This is a genomic window from Coprococcus sp. LG101-27 (assembly GCF_027695515.1).
GTDB classification, from domain to species: domain Bacteria; phylum Bacillota; class Clostridia; order Lachnospirales; family Lachnospiraceae; genus Allocoprococcus; species Allocoprococcus comes.
Window position 1 is genome coordinate 25,316 of sequence record NZ_JAQEUJ010000003.1, and the last position, 12,855, is coordinate 38,170.

10 protein-coding genes are annotated in these 12,855 nt (G+C 43.1%); 7 read left to right on the plus strand and 3 right to left on the minus strand.

What is annotated here, in order from left to right:
* Positions 1-93 precede the first annotated feature (93 nt).
* From vanR to PG766_RS03965, 7 genes are all read left to right on the plus strand, one after another.
* Positions 94-783 carry a VanR-ABDEGLN family response regulator transcription factor gene (gene vanR, locus PG766_RS03935; RefSeq protein WP_008371692.1) on the plus strand — a complete coding sequence of 230 codons (690 nt, stop codon included), beginning with the start codon at positions 94-96 and terminating at the stop codon, positions 781-783.
* Positions 773-2,002, plus strand: a complete 1,230-nt coding sequence (locus PG766_RS03940) for a sensor histidine kinase (RefSeq protein ID WP_117836170.1) — start codon at positions 773-775, stop codon at positions 2,000-2,002. The genes vanR and PG766_RS03940 overlap by 11 nt, the downstream gene beginning before the upstream one ends.
* Entirely contained in the window at positions 1,908-2,969 is a 1,062-nt protein-coding gene (locus PG766_RS03945; RefSeq protein ID WP_270590435.1) for a metallophosphoesterase family protein, read from the plus strand. The genes PG766_RS03940 and PG766_RS03945 overlap by 95 nt, the downstream gene beginning before the upstream one ends.
* Positions 2,966-4,519, plus strand: a complete 1,554-nt coding sequence (locus PG766_RS03950) for an ATP-binding protein (protein WP_270590436.1) — start codon at positions 2,966-2,968, stop codon at positions 4,517-4,519. Before PG766_RS03945 ends, PG766_RS03950 begins: the two co-directional genes overlap by 4 nt.
* Positions 4,520-4,537: 18 nt before the next feature.
* Positions 4,538-5,545, plus strand: coding sequence for a LacI family DNA-binding transcriptional regulator (locus tag PG766_RS03955; protein ID WP_117559018.1), 1,008 nt, complete (start codon positions 4,538-4,540; stop codon positions 5,543-5,545).
* A gap of 218 nt (positions 5,546-5,763) precedes the next feature.
* On the plus strand, positions 5,764-7,437 hold the full coding sequence (locus tag PG766_RS03960) for a glycoside hydrolase family 13 protein (RefSeq protein WP_270590439.1): 1,674 nt from the start codon (positions 5,764-5,766) through the stop codon (positions 7,435-7,437).
* A gap of 11 nt (positions 7,438-7,448) precedes the next feature.
* A complete protein-coding gene (locus PG766_RS03965; RefSeq protein WP_270590440.1) occupies positions 7,449-9,440 on the plus strand; it encodes a glycoside hydrolase family 31 protein in 1,992 nt (663 codons plus the stop codon).
* 91 nt (positions 9,441-9,531) lie between these two features.
* On the opposite strand, the gene PG766_RS03970 is transcribed toward PG766_RS03965, so the two are convergent.
* Genes PG766_RS03970 through PG766_RS03980 form a run of 3 tightly spaced genes read right to left on the minus strand, consistent with a single transcriptional unit; the run spans position 9,532 to position 12,829 of the window.
* Entirely contained in the window at positions 9,532-10,719 is a 1,188-nt protein-coding gene (locus PG766_RS03970; RefSeq protein WP_055297435.1) for a ribose-phosphate pyrophosphokinase, read from the minus strand.
* Complete coding sequence (locus tag PG766_RS03975) at positions 10,719-11,714, minus strand: ATP-binding protein (protein ID WP_117824499.1); 996 nt, start codon at positions 11,712-11,714, stop codon at positions 10,719-10,721. Before PG766_RS03975 ends, PG766_RS03970 begins: the two co-directional genes overlap by 1 nt.
* A 14-nt stretch (positions 11,715-11,728) precedes the next feature.
* Entirely contained in the window at positions 11,729-12,829 is a 1,101-nt protein-coding gene (locus tag PG766_RS03980; protein ID WP_270590442.1) for a DnaD domain protein, read from the minus strand.
* Positions 12,830-12,855 lie beyond the last annotated feature (26 nt).

Below are 12,855 nucleotides of genomic sequence, written 5' to 3' on the forward strand. Positions count from 1 at the left end.
AAAAGGGGACCGGGAACTGCATCAAAAGGGTGTGTTTTCCGGTCTGCTGTTTTATACGCAAATCTTTCTATATACGGAAAGGAAAAGTGAAATATGAATATTTTAGTTGTAGATGATGAAAAAGAAATTGCGGATGTCGTAGAATTATATCTGCAAAATGAATACCATGTTTTGAAATTTTACACAGGGCAGGAAGCATTGGAATGTATTGAGAAGACAAATGTGGATCTGGCGATCCTGGATGTGATGCTGCCGGATATTGACGGTTTCACGATTCTGAGAAAGATCCGTGAGAAATACACATTTCCGGTGATTATGTTGACCGCGAAGACGGAGTACCGGGACAAGATCACTGGGCTTACGATGGGGGCTGACGACTATATTCCGAAACCATTCAACCCGCTGGAGCTGGTAGCGAGAGTGAAAGCACAGATGCGCAGATACACGCAGTACAACGATGGTAAGAAAAGTGATTCTGAGAATATCATTGATTTTGCAGGACTCTTGTTAAATAAAGAATCCCATGAATGCATCTATAATGAGCAGTCTCTTCCGCTGACACCGACGGAATTTGAGATTCTGTGGATTCTTTGTGAGAATCGCGGAAAGGTGATCAGCTCACAAAGATTATTTGAAGAGGTCTGGCATGAAGAGTATCTGAAGAACAGCAACAATACGGTGATGGTACATATCCGGCATCTGCGTGAGAAATTGAGTAAACCGACTGGAAAATCAGATCTTATCAAGACTGTCTGGGGAGTGGGATACAAAATTGAAGAATAATTACAGAAAATTAAAACTGAGCATATTGCTTCAGACGGTTTTTATTACGGCCCTGACGGTGCTGGTTGGCAGATTTATTCTGGAGTATTTTATCGATGGTATTTATAATGACAGCTTTGCCAATGGCTTTTTGCGAATATTGGAAGCTTTTCATGTGAGTGAAGAGACCGCAACATCTTTGTATTGGCAGTGGATCGGCAATAATAAAGTGTTCTTTATGATCCTCGGTTTTTTACTTTTATTTTCGTTGTTTTTTTATGTGGCACTTTCAAAAATGACGCGTTATCTGGAACAGGTAGAAGATGGGATTGAAAATATTATTTCAGCGTCTGACCAGCCAATCCGGTTGATTACGGAGTTAAAACCAATCGAGGATCGTCTCAATGAGATTAAAGAGACATTAAGGAGCCAGGAGGAAGAGGCAGAAAAGCTTGAGCAGAGGAAAAATGATGTCCTGCTTTTTCTGGCACATGATTTAAAAACACCGCTTACTTCTGTGGTGGCGTATCTGAGTATGCTGGATTCTCATCCGGAGATGCCGGCAGAGGAGCGCGCCAAATATACGCAGATATCTCTGGAGAAGGCGAATCGACTGGGGGATCTTTTGAAAGAGTTTTTTGAAAGTATAAAGTTGAATCTGCAGGATATTGAACTGGATAAGGTGGATATTGATCTGACCATGATGCTGGAACAGATTGCAGACGAACTCTATGGGGTACTTCAGGAGAAGATGCTGACCTGCAAGGTGGAAGCAGAGGAAGAGATCCTGATCGAGGGAGATCCGGATAAGCTTGCCAGGGTTTTTGATAATATTCTGCGAAATGCCATAGCATACTGCCGGGAGAAAAGTGTGCTTCTGATCCAGGCTGCCAAAGAGGAGAACCAGGTAAGAATCTGTTTTGAAAATGAAGGAGATACGATACCGGAAGAGAGCCTGAAGAGGATCTTTGATAAATTTTATCGCGCGGATGCGTCGAGATCCAGCAGTACCGGAGGAGCAGGACTGGGGCTTGCCATTGCAAAAGAGATTGTAGAGCTGCATAAGGGACAGATCATTGCCGAGAGCAGTGGGGGAAAGACACGTTTTATCGTGACACTTCCCCTTAAAGGAGGAGTAGAAAGTAATGAAATTCATACACACAGCGGACATTCATCTGGGGGCAGAGCCGGACGCAGGAAGTTCTTACACCGCAAAGCGACCGGAAGAACTGTGGAATAGCTTTGAGCGTCTTTTAAATATCTGTGAAGAAGAACAGACAGATCTTCTTCTGATCGCAGGGGATCTGTTTCACAGACAGCCGCTTTTAAGAGAGCTGAAGGAACTGGATTATTTATTTTCCAGACTGACACATACACAGGTCGTGCTGATGGCGGGCAACCATGATTACCTGAAAAGTACGTCCTATTACCGGAATTATAAATGGCAGGGACCGGTGCACATGTTTTTGTCTCAGAAACCTGCCTGTATGGAATTTAAAGAGCTTGGAGTCCGCATATACGGACTCAGCTATGAGGAACGGGAGATCACAGAACCGCTTTATGAGAAAATCCTTCCGGAAAAAAGAGGAATAGCCTCCATCCTTCTGGCCCATGGCGGCGATGAAAAGCATATCCCGTTCCGAAAGAACGAATTACTGAAGCTGGGATATGATTATATTGCTCTTGGGCACATTCATCTTCCGGCAGAGCTTGCAAAGGACCGGATGTATTACGCAGGATCCCTGGAGCCTACAGATAAAAATGACACCGGGAAGCATGGTTATATCAAAGGGGAGATTAAAAATGGAAGAACCCGGACGGATTTTATTCCTTTTGCATCCAGAGAATATGTGCATATGGAAGTAGAAGCAGGAAGAGAGATGACCGGACGGGAAATGAAAGAAAAAATTTCCCTTGCCATACGGGAAAGAGGTATACAGAACATTTATAAAATCATTCTGCGGGGATTTCGGGATCCGGATATGATCTATGATACCGACCGGATGGATTCCTATGGAAATATTGTCGAAATCCTGGATGAAACAAAGCCGGCATATGATTATGAAAAGTTGAAAAAACAAAATGCAGGAAATCTTCTGGGCTGGTATATAGAAAGTTTTGCAGAAGCAAAGGATGACAGTGTGGAGGCAATTGCATTGGCTGAGGGAGTACAGGCCATGCTGGAGGCAAAGGGGAGCAAATTATGAAGATAACAGAACTGATCCTGAAGAATTTCGGTAAGTTCACGAATAAGCAGATCCTGCTTGCGGATGGGATCAATATTATTTACGGAGAAAACGAATCGGGAAAAACAACGCTGCATACCTTTCTGAAGGGAATGCTTTTTGGAATGGAAAGAAAGCGCGGGCGTGCCGCCGCAACAGATACATTCCGTACCTATGAGCCTTGGGAGAATCCAAACTTTTATGCGGGAATCCTGCGGTTTACCTGTGGCGGTCGAAAATTCCTGCTGGAGCGAAATTTCGATCGGTATGCGAAAGGCGGCTCTCTGATCTGTGAAGATGATGGAGAAGAATTGTCACTTGAGCATGGGGATCTGGAAATTCTGTTAGGTGGTATGACAGAAAGTGATTATGAAAATACAGTTTCGATAGGACAGCTCCGGGTACAGACTGGAGAAATACTGGCGGCGGAGCTGAAGAATTATGCGGCAAATTATTATGCAACCGGGAACAGCGAGATTGACCTCGAAGGGGCGCTTGCCCTTTTAAAAGAGCGGAAGAAAGAGCTGGAAAAAGAAGAACGTGAAAAGAGGCAGCTGATCAGCGAAAAGAAAGAGCGGGCAGAGATGGAGGCATCCTATGTCTGGCGGGATCTGCATCAGTTAGAAAATGAAGCGGAACAGCTGAAAAGAAGCTGTGAAGAGAAACGCAGAGAATGGGAAAGCTGGGTAAATGAAGATAAAAAGCGGAAGAAACGGGAAGAGGCAGCAGGATATTTTGCCGGGTGGAGGATTCATCCACTGGAGGCAGTGAGTATGCTGGGGGCATTTTTTGTGACTTTTCTGCTTTTTCATAAGCCGTGGAATTTTCTTGTGGCAATCGTGGTGGCACTGGCTGAAGGGCTGTATGTCTGGAATTGTCTGAAAGATGGAAAGAAGAAAAAGAAAGCCAGATTACAGGAGATAAAAGAACAGGGCATTTCTCTCAAGGCAGATTATGAGAGGCAGAAAGGAAAGCTTGCAAAAGTACAGGAAACCTATCATGAAAAAGAAGTGTTGTATGAAAATCTGCAGGAACGAGTCGGCGAGTTCGATGAGATGAACAGTGAAGAGATAGAGCGATTAAAAAACAAGCAGGGTGTTGAACTTGCTATGGAACAGTTGACCAGACTTGCCGCACAGATGCAGAGCCGGACAAGCGATCTTATGAATACAGAAGTATCTGCAGTCATGGATGCCATCACAGATGGAAAATATAACAGACTCTGGGTAGACGAAAATCTGCATGTGCAGCTTATGAGTAATGGGAAAAAGATATCCATGGATCAGGTAAGCCGGGGAACGCTGGAACAGATTTATTTTGCAATCCGGATGGCCGCAACAAAAATTCTCCACGAGGAAGAATGTCCGGTAATCCTGGATGATGCATTCGGCTATTATGATGACAGGAGACTTGCGCAGACCCTTCGCTGGTTGAAAGACAGTAAGCGGCAGGTGATCATATTCAGCTGCCAGAAGCGGGAGATGGAAATGCTGGAAAAGATGAGATGCGTATATCATAAGGTGATGTTGTAAAATGAGGAGGAAAGTTTTATGATTCGGCTTCAGGATATTGCAGAAATGGCAGGTGTCAGCCGTACTACGGTATCTAATGTTATAAATGGCAATACCAAAAGAGTTTCCCAGAAAACGATTGATAAAATCACGACTATTCTTAAAGAACAGAACTATGTTCCGCATATGGGTTCCGTGATGCTTTCCGGCCATGGTTCCAGAATTATAGGTGTAGTACTCGGATTTTCTTATGCCCATGGTATGCAGTCACTTCAGGATCCATTTGTGGGAGAACTGATCGGAACGATTCAGATGGAAACGGAAGAAAATGGATATTATGTTATGCTTATTGGCGGTGAAAGTATTCAGAATGTAGTGGATATTGCCTCAAAATGGAATGTAGAGGGATTGCTTATCCTTGGCTACAATGAAGAACAGTATCGCAGGCTTTCGCGCAGATTAAACAAGAAAATGATTCTGATCGATGCTTATCCGGAAGGTGCTTATACCTTCCAGAATGTCGGTATAGATGATTATTCGGGAGGGTATCAGATTGGAGAATACCTGTATTCCTGTGGATATAAGAAAGCATTGTTTGTTGCGGAAACGGAGAGAGACAGTGATTACTATCGGTGGATGGGATTCAAACAGGCGATGGAAAAATCGGGGGGATTCTGCAGTCGCTCCCGATATATAATTATTCCGAGTGAAAAAAGATTGCGTCTCAGAAAATACAGAGAGCTTCTCCCACGTTTTTTAGAAGCAAAAGCACTTGCGTTTTCCTCAGATTATAATGCGATGGAAGCGATAAATTTCTTTTTTGATGAAGGCATCATGGTTCCAGATCAGATTTCTGTTACAGGATATGATGACAGTGTCTACGCAAGTATGGTTCGACCGAAACTGACAACGGTTCATCAGGATGTTCCGCAAAAGGCGCATGTGGCGCTGAAACGTCTGCTGAAATTAATTCAGGGAGAGACACTGGACGAATTAAATATAAAAAATCCAGTCTATCTGGTAAAGAGGGATTCTGTCAGGGAATGACAGGATCCTTTTTTCAACTTTGCATGTATACAGGTAAGCCGGTGGAATGGTCTGGTTGTTTTTGTGCAGACTGTATAAAAACAGGAAATAAACTTTGTTGTCTTTTATAGTTTCGCGAGAAACCTCTTGATTTTGCTAAGATGTATGGGGTATCATGAATAGTGTTGTTACAGGAGCGGTTAAATAATACTAAACAATTATAAACGAGGAGATTTGGCATGGAGAAAAAATGGTGGAAAGAAAGTGTAGTATATCAGATATATCCAAAGAGTTTTAAAGACAGTAACGGTGATGGTGTGGGAGATATCAGAGGAATCATACAGAAACTGGATTACCTTAAAGAACTTGGGGTAAATGTGTTGTGGATTTCTCCGATGCTGGAATCACCTCAGGACGATAATGGTTACGATATTTCTGATTACCGCAGAATTTATGAAGAATATGGAACGATGGAGGATTACGAGGAGTTGTTGTGTGAAGCACACAAAAGATCCATCAGGATTCTGATGGATCTCGTAGTCAACCATACTTCAGATGAACATAACTGGTTTATTGAAAGCAGAAAATCAAAAGATAATCCATATCGTGATTATTATATCTGGAAAGATCCGGTAAACGGAAAAGAACCTAATAACTGGGGCGGAGTATTTGGCAGTTCTGCATGGGAATATGATCCGCAAACTCAGATGTATTATCTGCATCTGTTTTCAAAAAAACAGCCGGATCTCAATTGGGAAAATGAAAAAGTACGCCAGGAAGTTTATGACATGATGAAATTCTGGTGTGAAAAAGGAATCGATGGCTTCCGAATGGATGTTATCAGTATGATTTCCAAAGATCAGAGATTTCCGGACGGAGAAATGAATAACGGTCTTTATGGGGACTTTGGACCATATTGTGTACATGGTCCAAGGATCCACGAATTCCTTCAGGAAATGAATCAAAAAGTTCTTTCAAAATATGATATCATGACAGTCGGTGAGACCGCAGGAGTCACAATAGAAGAAGCACAGAAATATGCGAGTGATGACCGAAATGAATTGAACATGGTATTCCAATTCGAGCATGTGGAGAGTGGATGCGGAGATTATGGAAAGTGGACGACTGCAAAATATGACTTCAAAGAGTTCAAAAATATTATGATCAAATGGCAGGAAGAACTTCAGGGTAAAGCATGGAACAGTTTGTTTTTAGGTAATCATGATCAACCGAGAAGCGTCAGCCGTTTTGGAAATGACAATCCGGTATACAGAGAAACATCCGCAAAAATGCTGGCTACCTGTATTCATATGATGCAGGGAACGCCATATGTATATCAGGGTGAAGAGCTTGGCATGACAAATGTCTATTTTGACAAACTGGAAGATTACCGTGATATTGAAAGTATTAATTACTTTGAAGAGTTTACGGAATCAGGCCTTATGACTCCGGAACACATGATGAAATGTCTGATGCTGAGAAGCCGTGACAATGCGAGAACTCCGATGCAGTGGGACGACAGTAAACAGGCCGGATTCACAGAGGGCGAGCCTTGGATCAAAGTAAACCCGAACTACAAAAAGATCAATGCAGCACAGCAGCTTGAAGATCCGGATTCTGTTTTCCATTACTATCAGAAACTGATCAGATTACGTAAAGAAAAAGATATTATTGTTTATGGCGAATTTGAACCACTTTACCGTGATGATGAACAGATTTTTGCTTACACAAGAAAACAGGATCAGGAAAAACTTCTGACCGTCTGCAACTTCAGCGATAAGAATGCAGAAGTAGAAGTGCCGGAAGAATTCAAAGGCGCAGAGTGTCTGATCACAAACCTTGGAAGAAAAGAATTTGAAGGAAAAATTGTTCTGAATCCATATGAAGCATTTGTACTATATTATAAACACTAGGTGATAAAGAAATGATTAGAAAATATAGATATGGAACTCCGTTTGATACGGAGGCACTGACTGAAAAGATTGAAACAACTAAGGGCGTTCTCCCGTATGGAGAGGTCAGTCAGGAGGAAGGATTTGTTTTTACTTATATCATGGATGAAGATGATATTGTCTATGGTCTGGGTGAAGCCAATCGTGGAATCAACAAGAGAGGGTACTGTTATATCAGTAATTGTACAGATGATCCGGTACACACAGAGGACAAGCGTTCTCTGTACGGAGCCCATAACTTCATTGTTGTGAGCGGAAAGAGGACGTTTGGATTGTTTTTCGACTATCCCTCAAAACTGACCTTTGATATTGGATATGACAGAGAGGATACCATTAAGGTATCTTGCGAAAATGCTGACTTGGATATCTACGTGCTTGAAGGTGAGAATGCTTATGATATCGTAAAACAGTTCCGCCATGTAATCGGACGCAGCTATATCCCACCGAAGTTTGCCTTTGGTTTCGGACAGAGCCGCTGGGGTTATACGACGAAAGAAGATTTCCGTACTGTCGCAAAAGGATATCGGGAGAATCATATTCCGATCGACATGATTTACATGGATATTGACTATATGCAGTCATTTAAAGATTTCACAGTGAGTGAAGAAAATTTCCCGGATTTTCCGGAATTCGTACAGGAAATGAATGACCAGAGTATTCGCCTGATTCCGATCATTGATGCCGGTGTCAAGGTTGAGCCGGGATATGAGATTTACGAGGAAGGTGTCAAAAACAACTATTTCTGCAAGAGAGAAGACGGAAGTGATTTTGTTGCAGCTGTATGGCCGGGAGATACCCATTTTCCGGATATGCTGAATCCGGAAGCCAGAAAATGGTTCGGGGACAAATATCGTTTTCTGATCGAACAGGGAATAGAAGGTTTCTGGAATGATATGAACGAGCCTGCGATCTTTTATTCTTCCGAAGGCCTTGCAGAGGCAAAAGAACTTGCCGGAGAGTTTGCAAAGGATACCGAAGGCAAGATCCATTCCTGGGAAATGCAGGACAAGATGCTCAGTATTGCAAATAATCCGGAAGACTATAAAAGATTTTATCACAATGTGGATGGCAAAAAGATCCGCCATGACAAAGTACATAATCTTTTTGGCTATAATATGACAAGAGCGGCCGGAGAAGCGTTTGAACGCATTGACCCGGAAAAACGTTTTCTGATGTTTTCCAGATCTTCTTACATCGGAATGCATCGTTATGGCGGAATTTGGACCGGAGATAATAAATCCTGGTGGTCACATATCCTTCTTAACCTGAAGATGCTGCCGTCTCTGAACATGTGTGGTTTCCTGTATACAGGTGCTGACCTTGGAGGTTTTGGTGCTGATACAACAAGAGAATTGCTGCTACGTTTTCTCGCACTTGGTGTATTTACACCACTGATGCGTAATCATTCGGCGACGGGGACAAGAGAGCAGGAGTGTTATCAATTCGAAAATATCGAGGATTTCCGTGCTGTCATTAACACCAGATATCGTCTTGTGCCGTATCTGTACAGCGAGTATATGAAAGCTGCGCTGAGTGATGATATGTATTTTAAGCCTTTAGGGTTTGTTTATCCGGATGACAAGAGAGCAATCCGCGTAGAGGATCAGCTGATGCTCGGAAACGAGATCATGATCGCTCCGGTTTACGAGCAGAACGCAAGAGGACGTTATGTTTATCTGCCGGAGGAAATGAAATTTATCAAGTTCCTGCCGGATGGAAGCATTTCGGAAGAGATTCTCGCGAAAGGTATCCATTATGTAGATGTGGCATCAAATGAAGTACCGCTTTTCATTCGAAATGGTAAATGTATCCCGGTTGCAGAAGCGGCAGAGTGTGTGAAAGATATTGATACCGGACATCTGCAGCTTATCGGATATGAGAACAGCAGTTATACCATGTATGAGGATGATGGAATCTGCAAGGATTACGATAAGAAAGAAAATTACCGAGTATTCACAAATTAACGTTTAAGAGTAAAAAAATACTGCTTAGATATCAAAATGATATTCAAGCAGTATTTTTTGTCATATAGCGGAAAAATTTCGCTCGTATAAATTAATCGATCGCTTCCCCTTTTTTATATTTCTCAACTACATGCTGGATACGTTCGCTTGGATCAAGGATGCTGCTGATAGAAGCATCATGGTTCAGTGTATCGATTACCAGTGCGATGTACTTGCTCATGTCGCAGTTGATGTAGTAAGGACGGCTGAGCAGTTCCGGTGTCTGATAGATCAGGTTTGTTGTGAGGATTCCGTTGATCAGTCCTTCTTCATAAGCCTGGTCGAATTTTTCCATACCATTTGTGAAAAGTCCAAAGGTTGCAGCAGCGTAGATACGTTTTGCTTTACGCATCTTGAGCTGACGGGCAACATCAAGGATACTGTCACCTGAAGAAATCATATCATCAAGGATGATCACATCTTTGCCTTCTACAGAAGAACCAAGGAATTCGTGTGCTACGATCGGGTTACGTCCGTCTACGATGGTTGTGTAGTCACGACGTTTGTAGAACATACCCATATCAAGACCGAGTACGTTGGCAAAGTAGATTGCACGTCCGGTTGCACCTTCATCCGGGCTGATCGCCATCATATGGTCAGCATCGATCTGAAGATCCGGTACATGCTTTAAAAGTCCTTTTACGAACTGGTAAGTCGGACGGATCGTCTCAAATCCGTTCAGCGGGATCGCATTCTGGACACGTGGGTCGTGTGCATCGAAAGTGATGATATTGTCAACACCCATGCGGACAAGCTCCTGCAGACCAAGTGCGCAGTCCAGTGATTCACGGCCGCTTCTCTTGTGCTGGCGGCTTTCATACAGGAAAGGCATAATGACGTTCAGACGACGTGCTTTTCCTCCTACAGCGGCGATGACACGCTTCAGGTTCTGGAAATGGTCGTCCGGTGACATATGGTTGGTATTGCCGCTGAGCGAATAAGTCAGGCTGTAGTTGCAGACATCGACCATCAGATAAAGGTCTTTTCCACGTACAGACTCATTGATAATACCTTTGGCTTCACCAGATCCAAAACGCGGTACCTTTGCGTTGATCAGATAGTTCGGCTTTTCGTAGCCGTTGAAAACAAGATTGTCTTTCTGGAAACGAGTCTCTTCCTTTCTCCATTTTACGAGATAGTCATTGACTTTATTTCCCATCTCTTCACAGCCGTCTACAGCAATAATGCCGAGAGAGCCAACTGGAATATTATCCAGAATTCGTTCACTTCGATGTAACATCAGTGTTCCTCCCTGTACATAAGTTTCTTTTGAATGCGGATATCATCACCGGCAAGGCGAAGTATCTTATAATGGTTGCTTATCCGGGAAAATGTACGTTCTGTATAGTTCGTCTTGATTTCCTCCAGAGTAAGATTAGTAGAAATGATCGTGGATTTCCTATTCAGGATCCGATCATTTAAACACACAAAAAGCTGAGAAACGACAAAGTCTGTATTTCGTTCGGTTCCCAGGTCATCAATGATCAGCAGATCACACTGGTGGATCTGCTCATATAAAAGACAGCTCTCATCATTCCGGGTCAGTGCTTTTTCAAGGAGCGCATCGAAAAATTCAGAGGCAGTCAGGTAAAGAACGGAATGCAGAGAATCCATTACTTCTTTTGCAATGCAGTGACTGAGAAATGTCTTCCCAATACCAGTATTCCCAAAAAGGAGCAGATTACCATGTTCGGTATCAAAATTGTGGATGAAATTCATACATTCCTGATAAGCCCGCGTTGCAAGCTCGCGGGAATTCTGACCGGAAAGCCGGTCTCTATAATTGGATGAATAATAATCAAAATTAAAATGTTCAAAATTTTCCTGTTCGAGAAGCCCTTTTAAGTTGGACTGGGTGTAGAACAGATCAATGATCGCTTTTAAAAAGCAATGGCACTTTTTCGTGCCGACATAGCCGGTATCCTGACAGTCCGGACATTCAAAATGCTGTTCCAGATAGTCTTCCGGGAATCCGGCGTCGGAAAGGAGTCGGCGGCGTCTGTCAGAAAGAGACCGGATATCTTCCTTCAAAGAAGCGAGGGCAGTGTCATCGCCTGCGAGCAGCTTTTTCGCCTGATCAAGACTGGCAGAAGAAATAGAGGCATCAATCGATGCAAGCTCCGGAATCTTCTGGCAGGCACGTTCGTAGTGAAGATTCGCGAGGTCGCGGCTCTTCGCTCTTTTTTCTTCATATACGCGCATCAGCGCATTGTATTGTGAATTAGTTAACGGCACAGTGTTCCCCTTTCTTAGTTACTGCGTAATAATTTTTTGGTAAGCTCGTCCATATTGTAAGAACGTTCTTCAAAATTACGGAATTTGGAAGGCTGCTGGGCAGAAGGTGTACGGTTTTGCCCCGAAGGAGTTTTTCTCCGGTCTTTTTCCTGCTCAAAGGCAGAATCAAGACGCTCAACATCTGCCAGTGTACGAACGTTGCCCGTCTTCCAGTTTTCGAGAATCTTGTCAGTATATTCAAAACTTGGCTGGTGAATCGCACTGATGGTGCGGTTGCATGCTTCCAGAATGAGATCCAGTTCGAAATTCCCATCCTCCAGCCATTTGCGGATATAATCCAGTTCGGCAGATGCAGGTCCCCGCCCTTTGATGCCAAATGCATTCAGGATAGAATAGCAGGTTTTGTTGTAAAATGCAGAGGAATTACGTGCCTGATCGACGGTTGTAATATGTTCATCTGCCCATGAAAGTGCTACTTTCTGAATGTAATGCATGCTCTTATGTCCGTTCTCCACACAGTATTCGATCAGATACTCGATCAGGTCTGCGGAAAAACCAAGGGAATCATAAAAGTAGGTAATCGCATCAACATCGGTACGGGATAAGGTTTTGCCAAGATATTGTTCAGCAATAAAAAGAATCTGCTTTAATTCTCTTCTTGCAGCAAGGGAACGTCTTGATGCAGGAAGATTCTGACCGGCAGTTTTGTCTGAAACAGTGGTATTTCCATCAGACTGCGCGACCGGAGATTTTTCATGAACGGAAGCAGACTGTGCGGAAGGTGTATGGAAAGCCGCTTTGACAGGTGTCTGATGAGTTGGTGCTTTTCCGATGCAGATTCCGGCGAGTTCATTTGTTTCGTCATATTCGAGAGAAAGAATTCCTTCTTTTTCCCAGTATTTGAGTGCGCGCAGGATATCGCCTTCGGTATTCTCCAGAAGGTCTGCCATCTGCGGGATATCCGGAAGCTGCTCCGGGATATTCTGATAACGGAGAAGAAGAAGATAGACTTTTACATATTCTCCGTTCGCAGATACCATATAATGATCGATAAAGTCATTCTCCACGATCGTTATGTTATTGTGGGAATGATTGCGCAAAATAAGTGCACTCATAATTTCCGCTTCCTTTCTTTTCTGAC